A 17,089-nucleotide genomic window follows, 5' to 3' on the forward strand; every position below is an offset into this window, starting at 1 on the left:
CACTGATGCGCTGCAAGGGAGGCGCCAATTATAAGTTATTCCATATGTTTTTACAGCAAAACCAAATAAAGTTCTAAACCAGAGTCCTAACACCTTAGCTTCCTAGCTTAGGGTGCACCAGCTAAGTTGTTAGGAGCTCCTCCTCTTGTTTATGCTTTTATAACTTTACTTGTATTCTCATCAGATGACATATTGGCGCTGAGGAGCAACCTTTGTGTCCTTTTGTAAATACAGGTAATGATTGTAAAAGTTAAAGACAAGTGCTGGAGCAGAAAACGCCCATTCTAGATTTTTCTAGGATGGGCGTTTTTTAGTTATTACTGTTGAATTTCTCCTGTAATTATATTAATCACTAATGGATTCTTCATCTCATCAAATTTTACTTCTATTATGTTATCATCAATCTGTTTAATATCTTCCACCCAAGCTTCTTCACCATCTCTAAACATTTCTTTCCATTGAAGTGTTTGTCTCTCATAGCTATAAGGTTCATATGGATTACTTAAATAATAGATGATTAATCCATAACCTCCAGTTACACAAAATCTTTCCTTTTTATCTATTATTGCAACTTGAGGATCGCCATAAAAATCTCCAATCAATATTTTACTACCATCTTTTTTATTTATAAGAAACGTCTTTTCATACTCACCTACAATTTTAATTTTTTCATTTTCTGCTAATAAATTCAATTCTCATTTCCTCCTTATGGCATATCATACGGGAAATTCTTATCCAAATTATTAAAGTGGGGCATTTGATTATAACTTCCTTAAGATAAATCTGCTTGCTTATCATAGACCACCTATTTTCCTGTTGGTGGATTAGCATATATTATCTTTCTAAAATCAGTCGCGTATTGTTGAGAGTTTGGTGCTATATCAGCAACTGCCTTTTGCACACTCTTATTACAGTATCTTTCTGAATATTCATTCAATCTATATACTTCACCTGTTCTAGTGTTAATCATTCCCTGCGATGGTATCATTCCTCTCTCACCATATGTCGTTCCATTCCTTATAGCCCCCATTGTCGTAGTTGCTAGACTCGCTCCTGCACTTTCTATCAATTGTGACATCTTTGCTGTACGTTGAGCACCGTCCATCTGTATAATATCATCTAAGGTATAGCTATTATAGCAAGCATATATTTCCCATCCAATATGTTCTTTTGAGCCTTTCTCATATAATCCAAATAAATCAATAACTTCATCTATAGAATCTTGCCAAATCTTATACTCATTTTTATATGGTGTACTTGGTATAATTGTCTTATCTGCAATAACTTGATTTCTATATGCTTGTTCATGTTCAAGTTGTATTTGCAATAACCTTGCATCAGCTTTTTCTTGTGTCCTACAATTTTCATTTCCTCTTCTTGTGTCTTAGGGCATACAGTATCCGTTACTGTTCCTTGACTATTAGTAATAGCTACAATACTTCCTCTGTTGCCGTAGTGGTAAGTCTCATATTCACCGCCTTCTACATGCATGATTAATCCTGTAGCGTAGATGTATTATCTGACAGTGCTACCTTTTTTCTCTACCAAGACTTTAGAAAGAGCATCACTAGTGGTGTCCACTACATAAGTTGTTGTTTGTCCATTTTCTGCCTTGCCGATGCGATTATTTTCTGCATCATATTGGTAAGTTGTTGTGCCAGCCTCTATAAGTCTATTTCTAGCATCATACTTAAAGTCTACCATCTTGCCGTTTAGTGGACCATAGGTCATGTTGCCATCAGCATCGTATGTGACTTCTTGTCCATTGTAGGTAAGAAGTCTATTGCCTTTGCCATAGGTCATGATGGTTTCACCGTTAGTAATAGTGAGGTTTTCATTCAAGCCTTTTTCTTCTTTTATTTTACCACCCGCATCATAGTCAAAGCTATAGTTACAGATGATTTCACCTTTGGCATTTGTATCAATGATAGTTTTCACTTGACCTGCTGCATCGTAGGTAGTACTTCTAGTAGTACCATTTGGTCTGGTGATGGTTTTGATTCTGCCATTATTGTCATAGTCGTAATGGGTTATGCCACCATTAAAGTCTATGGTATCTGTCAGTAAACCTGACCCGTCATAGTTATAGGTAATGGTTTGCCCATTAGGATAGGTTAATGTCTTTAAATTGCCTCCTGCATCATAATCATACTGAATGGTGTTGCCACTGGCATCAGTATAAGTTTTTACACGGTTAAGTTCATCAAATGTTCTTGTAATAGTCCCTGCTTTGGCGAAGCTTACTGTCAGTAAATTACCATTTTTATCATAGTTATAGCTGGTGCTATCTACTTCATCTGTCAGACTCTTGATTCTGCCTACAGCATCATAAGTGTAAGTAGCTGTTTAACCTCTGGCATTGGTTTTTGTCGTAGTCATAACTTTGGGTACTGCCTTCTGGGTCAGTGATGGTTTTTACCTGTCCTTTTGCATTATAAGTCACTGAGGTAACTACGGCATTTGATCTATCTTGTGTAGACGGGTTTACTACTTGTTTCAGATAGGGGTACTTTTCTATTTCTAGGTTACCTACTTTGTCATAAGTATATCTACTTACAGCATTATTAGATTCCGTAAAGGTTCTCATCTGATCTACGACATTGTATGGAATCATTCTAATAAAACAATAAAAAGAGCTTATTCAGGACTCAAAATACAAAAATCCTGAATAAACTCAAAAGGTTGTTTATTAAATATATTGTAATGCGTTATAGCACAAAGTAAATTCATTCGGCTTTAAGAGTATACTTTACGTACACAATTTAAACAATTAGATTCATAAAATCAGCTTAACTTAGTGTCTACTTTATTGTACCATGTCCATAGTTGTATTATTTCAACTGTCTACTTAGTAAGGAGCATATCACTTACTTGGTATGCTGAGTATATACCTTACACTTCTCTTAATCGCCCTTGTGCGGCTTTTAAGTAAATGTACTATAAAATATTATTCTTCTTTCAAATTACTGATTTCTATCTTATTTGCAATTATTTCTACATACACAGGGCCTCCTTCTACTTTTAATAAATAATAAGAATCAAATTGAGGTATAGCAGGAGTACCTTGTTGCGAAAATGCAAATCTATTTTTTATTAATATTTCCTCTAATCCTTGCTTTATTTTTTTTATAGAAACATCTAATACAAAACAAGGGAACTCATCTCCTAACTCAAATTTTTGAAAACTGGAAGAATAATTAAAATTTACTACATGATTACAGATAAGTTTTACTATATCTTCTCCTGTTGTTGAATCATAAAAACTTAACTTTACATCATTTTGTCCTTCTGTAAAAGCAATCTTATCTAACATTACTTCTTTCCAATATCTTTCCATCCCTCTTCATATACCTCTATTTCTCCGGTTTAGGTGGCAAGAATGTTCCCTCTCCTATTGGTTCTACAAACTCACCAGTATTATGCCCTCCATTAGGAACAGGCTTACCATCGTAAAAATATCTATTTGTTATTTTTCTTGAATGGTCTGGTAACCATTCTTTTAATGTACTAATAATTTCTCCATTTGGTCTAATATCTACGCGCCTGCCGTCAGGATGCATATATGTAACATATCCTCCTTGCGATGTTCCATTACACCTGAAACCTTTATTAATTAAGTCTTGATGTAATTCTACCCTTGTTGATGGGATTTTAGACTTAACCGCTCCCTGAGATATATAGCACTTTGTTTTTCATTATTATGTGTATTTTCAGTCTATCACTCTTTCAACATATATAATAGCACCTAAAAAAGAAAACCCAGCATATCAAAATGAATTGGTGTGCTGAGCTATAATAACAAATATATGCAACTTTATTACATTATAAATTAAAGTTCTTTTTTATGTCTAACAATCTTTTAAGAATATCTTCCATCTAAGTATTCATTATATGCCCAAAAGGCTTCTTCTTTTTTCTCATGCAATAAATAGTATAGCGTTTCTTCAATTATCTGTATGTATACTTTTAATTTTTTAATTGAGTCAATACTAAGCTTATCTTGAAAATAGCCTGTATCTAGCCAACTTCTACTCCAAAAGACTATACTATAAATATATTTTATTTCCAATATATCTATAGAATCGCTAACTACCAATATACAATCCATTATTTCAAAAAATAGATTTTTATTAACATTCTCTTTTTCTTTTAGCAAATATAAAAAGCTATTTTCATTTCGAGTTGAAAAATCACTATGATTTTTTAATAAAATTACTGCTTCATCCTTTTTCATTTTATCCTCCTATGGCGCTGGTACTGGATATGTTGTAATCAAATTTCCTTTCACATCAGTAATTACTTCTATATATGATGTTGTATTTCCACCAAACTTTAAAGCTGTATTCCCAATAATTTCTCCAGTATCTACAATCCTCTTATATTGTCCACCTCCCATATCAATAACTGTAGAACTGACTACTCTATTACTTTGTAATATTTCTTTTAAATAATTTATTTCTATTGAAAAAATAGATCTTGAATTTCCTAGTGGCCTATTAAAATGTCCATCTATTACATGCTGCATTCCTGCTGATACTGGATTACCATTTGCTCTTAGTGGTGTAAATCGGGTACGTCCATTTGCAAGATTAATACGTGTTGTATTAACCTTGGCCAGTTTTTGACCTGACTGTAAATTAGCAGAGTTACCCGCTCCCCGAGATACTACTCCCTTTTTTAACCTTCCTAATTTACTACCAATATTGCTAACTGTTCTTGCTGTTCCATATGCACCTGCTGCTGTACTAAATAAATTTACTTGGTATTTTACAAAATCCTCCGGTGATAACTCACCGCTTAATAATGGACCTGTCTGTGTATATACACCATATACAGGTGCTGTTATAATATTTTGACTTGGATCAGAATTTGTTATGCCCCTCCATAATGTTGGAATAACCTCGTCTGGATATGCCATTGCAAAGCCTGCACTTTCACCAATTCCTCTACATATGCTCTCAGCAGCTATAAAGGGCGTCATTAGATAAAGTGTTGTTTGTGTCAACCAGTTATCCAATTTATACGCCTGCATATCTAACTCATATTGTTCTTGCGTATAGACATATCTTGGTGTCAGCTGCTCTGCTAGATATTCTTCTGGTGGGACTCCCGCTTTTCGCATCATTGTCTTTGCTTCGTCTGGTATTCCTGTGTAAAGTCCAAAAGGATCAATCCCACTAATAGGGTTTCCATTTGCATAAGCAAAGCGATTAAGGGTTATGGCATTGTCTAAGCTTCCTTGGACAACATCTTGATTGATAAAGCGTTTAATCTCGGGATTATAGTACCTAGCCCTCATATAGTAGAGGCCATTAGCATCTGTTTCTACACCATACTTTCCATTGTAGAGGAATGATGTAGTTACTTTGCCCGTCTTATTAAGCAATTCTCCGTATGGACCATAGGTGTAACTGGCTATTGTACTGCCACTTTTATTAGTGATAGCTACGGTACTGCCTCTGTTATCAAAGTGATAGGTTGCGTATTCACCACCTTCTACTTGCATGATTAAGCCTAAGCCATAAATGTACTGACGAACTGTATCGCCTTTCTTTTCCTCTATGACTCTTGAGAGCTGGCTACTAGTGGTGTCTACTACATAGGTTGTTTGTTTACCATTGGTGATCTGACCTATGCGATTATTTTCAGCATCGTATTGATAGGTTGTACCACCTGCCTCTATCAGTCTATTTCTAGCATCATATTTAAAGTCTACCATCTTGCCATCTAACGGACCGTAAATCATGTTACCGCTAGCATCATATTTCACTTCTATGCCATTGTAAGTCAGGAGTTTGTTACCCTTTCCATATGTCATAACGGTTTCGCCATTGGTAATCTGAGTAGTAGCAACATTAACGCCTTCTTCTTCTTTGATTTTACCACCGGCATCATAGTCAAAGCTATAATTGATAATGATTTTTCCTGAGCTTGCTTTTTCTATAATGCTCTTAACCTGGTAAGCATCATCATAAGTCATTTCCCTTGTAGTCCCATTAGGTCGTGTGATTGTTCTAAGCTTGCCATTAAGGTCATATTGATAGTGGGTTTTGCCCCCGTTAAAGTCTATAACATCTGTAAGTAACCCTGAATGGTCATAGTAATAGGTTAGTACTTGTCCACCTGGATAAGTTATTTGCTTCAGGTTACCTACTGCATCGTAGTCATATTTGATGATGTTGCCGTTAACATCCATATAGGTTTTGACACGATTAAGGGCATCAAAGGTTCTAGTAATCGTTCCTGCTTTTGCTGCAATTACTTTTTCTAGATTGCCATTTTTATCATAAATGTAATTCGTGGTATCTACCTCATCTTGTAAGTACACGACCCGACCTGCACCATCATACTTATAAGTGGCTAACTGTCCTCGTGGATTAGTCACGGTCTCTAATAGGTTAACGTCGTTATAGGTGTAGGTGTACATGGTACGAATAGGTGTGGTTTCTTGTATAAGGTTTCCTACTACATCATATTTATAACTTTGTACGTTATTTTCTGGATCTGTGATACTTTCCACTTGCCCCTTTGGATTATAAGTAGCTGATGTAGTCACTGGTAAAAGGCGATCGGCTGTTGGTGGATCAACTACCTTAATCAGATTTCCTCTATTGTCACATTCCCTTTGCTTGATTTGATTCATGGCATCAATGGATTTAAAGAGACGATTCATGTTGTCATATTCATAGGTTGTTGTATAGCCTAGTCCATTGGTTGTGGTTTTTAAGTTAGAAGCTTCATCATAAACATTTTGCTGAACCAGGACATTGAAGCCATCATAAACAGATTTAACATTGCCACGTTCATCATACAGTGTTCTAGTAGTCCTTCCTTCTTCATCTGTAGCTAGTTCTATCTTTCCTATGTCATTGTACTTCATCTTTTTTACATAACCGAGAGGATTAGTAACGGTTAAGACTCTATTTTCATTGTCATACGTATAACGTGTGATTCCGCCTAATGCATCAGTTACTGTTTCTAGATTATCTAAGGTATCATAAGTGTAACTTGTAACATTTCCTTTGGCATCTGTAATCGTGCGTTGTCTTCCCCATTTATCATAAGTGTAAGAGGTCGTTTCTAATGCGCCATTGGTTGCTGTTAATACATTGCCAAGTACGTCATAGTTTTGGCTTGTTACATAACGTTTTGGATCTACTGTCTTTTCTAACTGTCCTAGCGCATCATAGTAATAGGTGTAAGTGTGATTATTGCCATCTGTTTGCGTCCTCACATGATTAGCATCATCATATGTATAGCTTGTGGTACCGGTCTGTGGTGTTGTCACTTCCGATACATTGCCGGCTGCATCATACCTATAGGATGTCATTCCATTATTTCTATCAAGTATCGTCTTAACTTGATTGTTTGCATTATAAGTCATTTGCTCTGTGGTGCCGTCTGCATACTTAGTGTATTTAGGTTGCCCTTTAATGGTATAGAAATACTCTGTGACATTACCCCTGGGGTCAATCTCTTTTACCTTGTTGCCCCATTTGTCATACTCATAACTTATAATTCCTTTACTATCTTTTTGTTTAAGTAGTAGGCCACGTTTATCATATTCATAGCTTACTTTATTGCCTGCTTGATCTATAGTCGAGAGCAGCTGTCCTACGGCATTATAAATATAGGTAGTCACCTTTCCTTCTCTATCAGTGGTAGTCCTTGGATAACCATAACTATCATAGGTAACTGTTGTTGTATTTCCTTTGTAGTCCCTAGTTGATTTGATTAGACCTGCTTCTCTGTCATAAACAGCATTAACCGCTTTCCCTTCATAATAATCTTCTTTTGTCATAGCTTGTAAAAAGCCATTGCCATCATATACATAAGAAGTTATAGCTCCTGTTGGTAATGTCGTTGTCATAAGCTGGTTATCTGCTCTATAGGTATTTGCTGTTACGTTACCCTTAGCATCTGTGGTCGTTAATAAATTTCGCCTATCATCATAAGTATAAATAGTGGTATTGCCTAAAGCATCTATCACTTTAGTCGTATCACCGTAGTCATTATATTCAAATCGGCTAGTATGTCCATTGCCATCAGTGGCGCCTATTTTACGGTGATTTTCATTATAAGTAAAGTAGTAGGTGTTACCTAAGGCATCTACTTCCTTCACTAACTGACCATCTTGATCTACTGTGCGATAGCTAGTATTGCCTACATCATCTGTAGTCTTAAGAATTATATAAGTTAAATCCCCTTCTTTTTTCTTTTCATAGGCATATTTTTCAGTATAACCTTCAGGATAGGTTTGAGAAATAACACGTTTAGATTTGTCATATCCAATCTTAACAAAAGTATAACCTTCTGCATTAATACCACTTTCAATTAAACCTTTGTTATTATAAGTAAATGTAGTGGTATTACCAATGGCATTGGTAATAGCCTCTAGTAACCCCTCATTATTATAACGTAAGCTGACATGGCGTCCTTTCGTATCACTGACAGTGGTTAACTTTTTATTAGAGTAATCTAAAATGATACTTTCACCAATACTTTGATCTGTTATAAGACATACCTGTCCATCTTCATTATAATCTAGTGATAAGACCTGCCCTATCTTGTTCTTCATTTCTACAAGACGTCCTTGCTTATTATAGGTATGTACTTGGAAATCAGAACGTTCTAGTACATAGTCTCCTTCTTTATTAATCGTTAATTTATCTCTTGTGGTCTGCCAATCATCTGCTAGGTAAGCCTTTTCGGTTTCATCATAGGTATAGATGGTCCCTTGTCCAGGTCTCCAATAAATAATAACTTCTGTAGCTGACTTTTTCTGTACATAGGAATCAAATGTATGACTCCAGCCTTGACCTAATGCTGACTTCTTCGTTTGTTTGGAATTATATTCAATGCCAAAGTTTAAAGAATTCGAACCATTTACAGCAAGCAAAGTTTGATTTAATAGCTGCGCGCCAGTAACAATATCTATGCCTTCATCTGTAACAGCTTCTTGGCAGCTTGCATCTCTTAACCTACTATTACTTTGCTTAACAGGTAATAAAGTTACTTTTTTATTAATAGTTGTATTAAGCCCTGTGACAAACAGCTTTTTCAGTAAATATTCAGCTTCAAATCCTTCATCATTCTCCTCTGGAAATGTAATTTGAGTAGTGTACTGGAATTTCAATGTTTGGTTTGGATAAAATTCCTTTATTTTTACTTGTTCACCCAGTTCAAGTACATTGAGTTCTTCTGCATTTTCATAAGTAATTTCATAAACTGGAGAATCATAAGTTGCAACGATTTCTTCTCCTACTTGTTTATAAGATTCTATATCTCCTGGCGTGAGCATCATATCGTAAACTGGCTTATCTGACACATTGGTTAATTCTATATCAATGACGTAATCTTCTCCTGAAATAGCTTTCTCTGGTGCTTCTACATACATATAAAGCGCCGAACTTCCCCATACCTTGAGAGGCGATGCATTCTTAAAGGTGAGATGCTGTGGTAAACCAAAGGGCTCTAAAATACCATTGACGATTACATCTAATGTATAATCCCCTTCTTTGTCACCACGTACATACCAAACTGCTTCGCTTTGCTGTCCACCTGCTAAGTCTTCTAGTTCTTTTTCAAAGCTTTGTTCCTCTTTAGTAGGTGCTAGGCTTAAACCATCTGGCAAATTAAGCTTGGCTGTAATTTCATCTAAACTAATCTCTGGTACACTTTGGTTAATGATTTCTAGCCTTACTTCAAAAAATTCTTTAAGGCACTGGATTTCCATAGGGACTTTTAATACATAGATAGTAGGAACTTCTCCACTAGAGCCACCGCCACTTGGTGGTGTACCATAAACATAATAGTTACTACCTCCTCCACTAAAGGCATAATAAGCTCCTTTACCACCACTACCTGTATACATTTGCCCACTTGAATTAACAAAGACAGTATGAGTTTCCTTCTCCACTACACCCTCATGTTCTTTTTGCTCAAATTCAAAATTAATAGCCACTTCAAAGATCTGAAGATTATCAGGATCTTTAGTATCAATGCCTAAATCTTTGATTTCCTTAATATCAAGAGGAGTAATAATAACATCACCTTTGGTAATGCCTTCTTTTTTCACATCAAGGACAATGGTCTTAGTTTCTCCTGCTTCTAGATAAACACTTTCGCCAGCTTCTCCCTTCTCTCCAGCAAAAGCAGCAATACTATAGTTATCCGGTATTAAGTTCACTTCTAGTTTTCCAAAAGAGGTCTTGTAAAATAAATTCTCTGTATTCACCGTGTTTGAAGCAATATAAATATTAGCATCACACACACTACTATCATAGCTATTTCTAACGTCTATAATAAGCTTTGCAACGGCTTCCTTTGGAAGTGGTTCAACCTCTATCACCTTCTTGGTTACATTACCGGCATAATCCTCGACTTCCAACTTCACTTCATATATAGCTTTTTTGTCAAATAAATAGCTTACCGTGCTCTTTTCACCAATTAGTTTATCATTTATATACCATCTATAACTTTTTATACCACAGTTGTCAGTGGATGTACTTGCATCTAAGTAATAGGTTTCTCCAACAATTGCTTGGTTAAGGTTTACAAGTTCAGCCTTAGGTGCCTGTGTATCAGGTACATCATATGTGGTAAGGATTTGTTTTTCTTTTCCTTCATTTCCTTGTGCATCTATTGCTACTACACCATAGGTATATTGCTTTTGTGGCGTTAGCGCGTTATCAATGTATGTATTATTTTCTCCATAGTATAATAACTGGCGCTTATTTCCTGTGTATCGATAAACCTTATATGTCGCCCCTTCTTCTTCACAATCAAACCAAACCTCTACTCCATTTTCAACAGTAGTTGCTTTAAAAGCCACATCACTAGGTGGTGTACGGTCAATATATATATCATATAATCTTTCTACACTTTTATTTCCTCTAATATCTATAGCTGTAATTCTAAAAGTTGCGATTCCTTGCCTAAGTGTACGTGTATCTATATTAAAATAGGTGCTAGCACTTGCTACTTTATTAAAGGATTGACTTGTTAATAAGATAAAGTTTTCTCTTCCTTCATCTTTTACTTCTATATTAATTTGTGCTAAATAGAAATCATCTTTTGCATAAATACTAAGTGCTTTCTTTAAGTCTATTTTATTATCCCAACTAGTAGACACAATAGTTGGTGGTGTTACATCTGCCATCACTTGATGTGTTGCATATATGGCTTCCTTTGATAAATTTCCAGCTTTATCTATAGTGTATATACGGTATTCATAAGTTTCACCTGGGTCAACTAAGTAGTCTATCAAACTTTCTTCATTTGGTGGCCTTGTGGCAATGTTGGTGTAACTTGCTTCATTTTTTGCTCGTCTTTCTATCTTATACCCCACTATATCATTCATACTTTGTGGTTTAAGCCAATTTAAGACTAATGTGCCATTTTCTTCTTTTACCTCTAACTTTTCTAGGGCAGGTGGTGGCGTTTTATCTATCTCATTAATAAGAATCGGACATTTGTCATCTCCCATTGCTACTAAATCTGCTCCTACCACTCTTGCTCTAATATAGATTGTCCCCTCTGCTTCATCTTCTAAAGTCATTGAATAGGAACCTGTATAAGCTTTAGGTGCGCCTAAAATAGAATACGTAATGATTTCGCTCCAGTTTATCTTATCCCTTGATTTTTCTAAGATAACAGCCTTAAGGCCTTTATTATGATATAGTGAGAATTGAATAGGGATTGCTTCATTGTATGCACCTTGATAAGGTCCAAATACACTCACTCCTCCTATCGCATCTACTTTATTCATAAAGAATATTTGACTGATGCTTGTTAATTGAACTTCATTATTGTTATTATACTTATAAATGGTGACTTGATAATTTTTCTCCGGCTCAAGATTAGTCTTTGTAAAGCTTCGTTGTGTTAAGTCTAATTCTTCATTACACACTGCTGCTCCTGTTTCACGATCAATAATCTCAACTATATAATGCCCTAACCTTGAAGTATTCGTTCCTTCCCAGTCAATTTTAGCCGTTCCATCCCCAATTGTAATGTTCTTTAAAACAAGTGTATTATGTACTATTTGATATGAACTGATTAGTTCATTTTTATTTCCTAAAATATCCTCAACTTCATACTTAATCTTGATTGCTGTTTGTTTATTAGGCATCTCTAAATGCCCACTTAATCTAGTAAGACTGCTATTATTAGCAAAGCTCTTCCATTCTTCACCTGCTACATCCCAATAATACATTGCAAGCGTCTTAATACCATCATTATCAATTCCTTCTACTTCAAATACTGTTTCACTACTAATAGTATTTTCCATCGGTGAAATTACATTAATCTGTGGTTTTCCTTCAAGATTAATACCCGCCGTTATGACCTCTGAGTATTCGCTTTGTTGTTCGAATTGATCTATTGCAGTTACTTTATAATAATAAGGTTTGCTATTTAATACAGAAGTATCTCTAAATTGTAATGTTGAACTAGCTGGAATCTTCCCTATTACTTGAAATGTTTGATTATCCTCTGAACGATAAATTTGATAAGCTATAACATCCTTCTCTATATTATTATCAAAAGAAAGTACTACACTTGTTTCATCTGCCTTACCAACTAAGTTATGAGGTGATTGGGGTGCGGTCCTATCTACACTATATCTCGCTATCATTTCTGCATTATGGCCTACATTGTTATAAACTGTATAACGAATCTGATAATTATTAGATAGAAGCTCTTTAATCTGCCATTCATAGGTAAACCATTTATAGTCCTCATTGAAACGACTTACTTGTACATCAGTTGCTAATACTTCCCAATTCACTCCATCTAAAGAAACTTCGAATTTGGCGTATCCATCCTCAATATTTTTATCATTTATGCAAACAATTTCAAGTTTTTGACCTTTCTCTCCACCTATAGTAGCTCCTTGATCTGGGGTAACCTGAACAAGCTGGATTGTACTAGCTGTAACAGCTAATTGCTCGGATAACTCTGATTTATTACCCGAACTATCTATAGCTTCTATTTGATAGGTGTAATTGGTATCTGCTTTGATTGCATTATCAATATATAAAGCAGTATCACTACGTCCAACTAGCTCTCCATCTCTATATATTTGATAATAAGCTACACTTATATTGTCTACAGAAGGCTCCCAATTGAAAATAGTCTTAGATTTAAGTCCTAAATGATCTGGCTTACTTGGTGGTTGTATATCCAGACTTGTATAGACTTCTAGTAAATTGCTTGCTTCGGCAGTATTACCTGCTTTGTCATAAGCTATGATTTGGTATGTATATGCTTTATTCGCTTCTAGCTTTGTATCTGTATACCGAGTAGCGGTTACATCTATTAATTGCTCACCATTTCGATAGATGGTATAACCGCCAAAAGCATAGTTATCTTCGCTCTTATCCCATTCAAATGTAACCTCTGTATTATCTACGGCTACCACTCTTACCTGTGTTATAGTAGGGCCCATATTGTCATAGATAACAGCCTTACTTCTATAGGATTCATTGCCATCATTATCAAAGGAAGATACTGTGTAACGATATAAGCCGCCCTCTTCTACTTGATCTATAAAACGTGGATCTATATTAAATAAGTAGACACGATTTGATATTAGTGATTATATTAAAGTAGACACAAAAGGAGGTGCCCACATGGCAACTAAACAAACTCGTTATGATGAAGATTTTAAAAAATCAATCGTTGCACTTTATCATAATGGCAAAACTCAGACTTCTCTCTGCCAAGAATATGATATTTCACAGACTTCTCTCGCTAAATGGATTAAACAATATTCTACTGTTGAAACCGATGATGGCAAAGTCCTAACTGCTAAACAAATTAAAGAAATGCAAAAAAGAATGGCTCAACTTGAGGAAGAGAACCTCATATTAAAAAAAGCGATTGCCATATTCACGCCACACTCTCTGAGCGACTAGATGCTGTTTATAAACTACGTTTTCAGCATGATATTAAAACCCTTTGCCGCGTACTTAACGTAAATCGCAGCACTTACTATAAGCACTTCAACTCCGAACCTGCTCCAAGAGTAAAAGAGAATCTAAATATCAAACGTGTCATTCTTCAGATTTATTCTGACTATGATAAATGTCTTGGTGCTTATAAAATTACATATATCCTCAGTCGTGATTATGGTATAAACATCAGCGTGGGACGAGTGTACCGACTGATGCAATCAATGTCTCTTCCTAAAATGTCTACAGATAAACCTTGTAGAGTAAAACATCACAATCAGGGAGAATGCGATAATCACCTCCATCAGGAATTTAACCAAAAGGCTCCAAATCTTGTCTGGGCTAGTGATTTCACTTACATAAAAGTTAATGGTAAATGGTATTATCTTTGCATTGTCATGGACTTGTTTTCTAGAAAAATCATTGGTTGGCACATAGCTAGCAACCACGATGTCACCTTAACAATGTCAGCTTTTAATAAGGCTTATAAAAGCCGTCATGTTCAGTATGGACTCATATTTCACTCTGACCAGGGAGCTGAGTATACTGCTTTTGCATTTAGAAATCTCTTAGATTCCTATAATGTTGTGCAGTCATTTTCTAAAAAAGGATACCCTTTCGATAATGCTTGTTGTGAAAGTTTTTTCAAATATCTCAAAAAGAATCGCACCAATCGCAGAAGCTATCATACCCTAGAGGAACTTCGACTAGATATTTTCGAGTACATTGAAAATCTATATAACAATCGTCTTCCCCACGGTGCGATTGGATATAAAACGCCAAATGAGTTAGAAGCAGAATACTGGGATCAGCACGCATAATTATTGATCTCAACAAATTTTTTCGTTACAAATCGTGTCCAAACTATTGACTATACTCCATCATCTATACTATAACCATCTTCTATTTGGTTATACAGTGCTGTCACATTAAGCATACTTGATGTAGTTACTTCCATACTATTATCTGCTATAACTTCTAGCATTGATGATGTGGTCTTTGGGTCTACATTATTACTTATTTTCATGCTCGTATTGACCACTGCATTAATCACATCACCTAATGCACCTCTAAGCTCTTCCCCATATATTGTCTCAATTAATATAGCCCCCACTAATAAAAAGCATAAATATTTCTTTCTACTCCTCATATTCCCCTCCATAACCTCTATTTACTTACAATACTTAGCTGTTTCGTATTATTGTCCCAGCTATAACTCACTTCAAATGCCCTACATATATCCCCTATTGGTAAATAAGTTCTTCCATTAATAATCTGTGCCTTTTCTAATAATGGTACCTCTATACCATTAACTAGCATATATGTTTTTCCTATGCCTATAACAATTCTCTTACTTCCTAGAATCTCTACTTCTTTTGTTTTTGCATGCCATTTAATCTGCTCTGGTGATATATTAAGTGCATATGCCAAATATCTTACAGGTACTAGCAATCTATTACTTTTTGAAATCATTACTGTTGCATCCATCTCTATAGTTTGTCCATTATATACAGCTATATTGCTATTTAATGTTAAGATTACTTGATTTGTAGTAACACTTTCTTTTTCTCTTCCTGCTGTATCATTCTTTACTCCACTATTTGTTTTATCACTCTCAGTATGATTCTCATTCTGCTTATCCTCGGAATCCTTTCCATCCCCCTTATCTTCCTTTTCCCCTTCTTCAGGCTCTTTCTCTTCTCCCTCATTTGACTTATCCGCACCTGTAGTTGTGATTTTACATATATTTCCTGCATTATCATATTCATATTCAATACAAATACCACTCTCATACTCTACCCGTACTAACCTATTAAGATCATCATAAAAATACTCTGCTGCATAAATACTATTACCCATAAGTAAAAAAATCATTAGCCATATTATTACTCTCTTCTTCTTCATATTCCCTCCCAAAATTACCAAATATAAAATAATTTTAATATATTTTAAATATTTATTCAATTATTTTAATTTTAAATATTTTATTCCGTCAAATTTAAAAGGGCTCTCGCATTAGCTGATTTTAATCTGCTAATGCGAGAGCTGATTTTTATATCTTTTATGAATAATGCTATGACTTATAATTCACTACCACAAATAATACAGGCTATACTTAAACCACAGATTTTCTGCATTTTTTAGCGTCTACATTTTTGATAGTAAAAAAAGAATACTTTCAGCGAGTCTACCGGCAAATGAATAATTCTCCTTTATCTATCCTCAATATTTTTCTCTTTTTATCAACTATAACCAGTACCTTCGTCTTTTTTTCCTAGACTTCAAACAAAGGGACCATAGCTGATTGGATTACCATTAACGTATGCCTAACGATTTAAGCTTCTACCATCTAATACATTACCTACTACTGCATCTGCATTCATAAAACGCTTAATATCTGGATTGTAGTATCGGGTACACATATAGTATAAACCATTGGCATCTGTTATAACACCTGATCGCCCATTATATTTAAATTAAACGGCACCTGAATTCACTTTCTTAGTTTGCATAATAAAACACACCCTTTCGCAACTTTTTTCATAGTTGCTAAGAGTGAGTTTATATTAGCGTTTTAGAACTTAATATTAACTTTTCATTTTCCATTCTGACCGAAAGTATACCTAGATGGGAAATTTCACACTAAAGTCTTTTAATTAATCTTTATGGGTTACATTACCTTCGGTGAGCGCCATTTCGATTAATTTACAGAGACGAGAGTTGATTAGTGAGTCCTAAAGTATAATCATAATTAAATCAAATTTCTTCGTATCGTTGATTTGAGAACCGTTGTATCCACCCATCTTCAGTATACAATTCTCCAGACAACCCATCACTTATTTCAGAAATACTTTCTCCCTCAATTTGCATATCAATATTTGAATGCTCTTCTAACATACATAGCATATTATGAATACTTAAATCTACAATTTGAGGAACAATTCTTTCTATCAACTGGCGTTGTGTAATGTCTAACTGTTCAACTTCAGAATATAATTTTTGAGAACTTTCATCTTTCATTTTACCATTTATTCTCATATCATAACTGCGTATAGTCCTATCTCTAACATCACTTATTAATATTTCTCCAAACCTACTTAACACATCACTCATACCTAAATCTCCATTCTTTT

13 protein-coding genes are annotated in these 17,089 nt (G+C 34.9%); 2 read left to right on the plus strand and 11 right to left on the minus strand.

The window, feature by feature from the left end:
* Positions 1 to 317 precede the first annotated feature (317 nt).
* The 3 genes from CLOLE_RS16995 to CLOLE_RS23655 all read right to left on the minus strand — a co-directional run bounded on the left by CLOLE_RS16995 (position 318) and on the right by CLOLE_RS23655 (position 1,938).
* Positions 318 to 692: a hypothetical protein gene (locus CLOLE_RS16995; RefSeq protein WP_013658353.1), complete on the minus strand. Its 375-nt coding sequence runs from the start codon at positions 690 to 692 to the stop codon at positions 318 to 320.
* A 113-nt stretch (positions 693 to 805) separates the two neighbouring features.
* Positions 806 to 1,327: a hypothetical protein gene (locus CLOLE_RS17000; protein ID WP_013658354.1), complete on the minus strand. Its 522-nt coding sequence runs from the start codon at positions 1,325 to 1,327 to the stop codon at positions 806 to 808.
* A 188-nt stretch (positions 1,328 to 1,515) separates the two neighbouring features.
* A complete protein-coding gene (locus CLOLE_RS23655) occupies positions 1,516 to 1,938 on the minus strand; it encodes a hypothetical protein (protein WP_041713070.1) in 423 nt (140 codons plus the stop codon).
* On the opposite strand from CLOLE_RS23655, the gene CLOLE_RS23845 reads away from it, so the two are divergent.
* A complete protein-coding gene (locus tag CLOLE_RS23845; RefSeq protein WP_270049145.1) occupies positions 1,939 to 2,067 on the plus strand; it encodes a hypothetical protein in 129 nt (42 codons plus the stop codon). It abuts the gene before it with no gap.
* Between the two features lie 259 nt (positions 2,068 to 2,326).
* Here the strand turns inward: CLOLE_RS23845 and CLOLE_RS22585 are convergent, their stop codons facing one another.
* From CLOLE_RS22585 to CLOLE_RS17025, 5 genes are all read right to left on the minus strand, one after another.
* Positions 2,327 to 2,587, minus strand: a complete 261-nt coding sequence (locus CLOLE_RS22585) for an RHS repeat domain-containing protein (RefSeq protein WP_157864076.1) — start codon at positions 2,585 to 2,587, stop codon at positions 2,327 to 2,329.
* A gap of 360 nt (positions 2,588 to 2,947) precedes the next feature.
* On the minus strand, positions 2,948 to 3,313 hold the full coding sequence (locus CLOLE_RS17010) for a hypothetical protein (RefSeq protein ID WP_013658355.1): 366 nt from the start codon (positions 3,311 to 3,313) through the stop codon (positions 2,948 to 2,950).
* A 40-nt stretch (positions 3,314 to 3,353) separates the two neighbouring features.
* Positions 3,354 to 3,560, minus strand: a complete 207-nt coding sequence (locus CLOLE_RS17015) for a hypothetical protein (RefSeq protein WP_050794692.1) — start codon at positions 3,558 to 3,560, stop codon at positions 3,354 to 3,356.
* A gap of 299 nt (positions 3,561 to 3,859) precedes the next feature.
* Positions 3,860 to 4,234 carry a hypothetical protein gene (locus tag CLOLE_RS17020; protein WP_013658356.1) on the minus strand — a complete coding sequence of 125 codons (375 nt, stop codon included), beginning with the start codon at positions 4,232 to 4,234 and terminating at the stop codon, positions 3,860 to 3,862.
* A gap of 9 nt (positions 4,235 to 4,243) precedes the next feature.
* Positions 4,244 to 13,450, minus strand: a complete 9,207-nt coding sequence (locus tag CLOLE_RS17025; RefSeq protein WP_013658357.1) for a fibronectin type III domain-containing protein — start codon at positions 13,448 to 13,450, stop codon at positions 4,244 to 4,246.
* 184 nt (positions 13,451 to 13,634) lie between these two features.
* Here CLOLE_RS17025 and CLOLE_RS22590 point away from each other — a divergent pair.
* Positions 13,635 to 14,776 (plus strand): IS3 family transposase gene (locus CLOLE_RS22590; protein WP_242825749.1). Its coding sequence is split into 2 segments (ribosomal slippage): positions 13,635 to 13,884 and positions 13,884 to 14,776, totalling 1,143 coding nucleotides; the frame shifts between segments, so codons are not numbered across the junction.
* Positions 14,777 to 14,826: 50 nt separating this feature from the next.
* Here the strand turns inward: CLOLE_RS22590 and CLOLE_RS17040 are convergent.
* The 3 genes from CLOLE_RS17040 to CLOLE_RS17050 form a co-directional block, all read right to left on the minus strand.
* Positions 14,827 to 15,105 carry a hypothetical protein gene (locus CLOLE_RS17040; RefSeq protein WP_013658358.1) on the minus strand — a complete coding sequence of 93 codons (279 nt, stop codon included), beginning with the start codon at positions 15,103 to 15,105 and terminating at the stop codon, positions 14,827 to 14,829.
* A 17-nt stretch (positions 15,106 to 15,122) separates the two neighbouring features.
* Complete coding sequence (locus CLOLE_RS17045) at positions 15,123 to 15,860, minus strand: stalk domain-containing protein (protein WP_013658359.1); 738 nt, start codon at positions 15,858 to 15,860, stop codon at positions 15,123 to 15,125.
* A gap of 852 nt (positions 15,861 to 16,712) precedes the next feature.
* Positions 16,713 to 17,069, minus strand: coding sequence for a hypothetical protein (locus tag CLOLE_RS17050; RefSeq protein WP_013658360.1), 357 nt, complete (start codon positions 17,067 to 17,069; stop codon positions 16,713 to 16,715).
* Positions 17,070 to 17,089: the final 20 nt, after the last annotated feature.

Source organism: Cellulosilyticum lentocellum DSM 5427 (genome assembly GCF_000178835.2).
In the GTDB taxonomy this organism is placed as follows: domain Bacteria; phylum Bacillota; class Clostridia; order Lachnospirales; family Cellulosilyticaceae; genus Cellulosilyticum; species Cellulosilyticum lentocellum.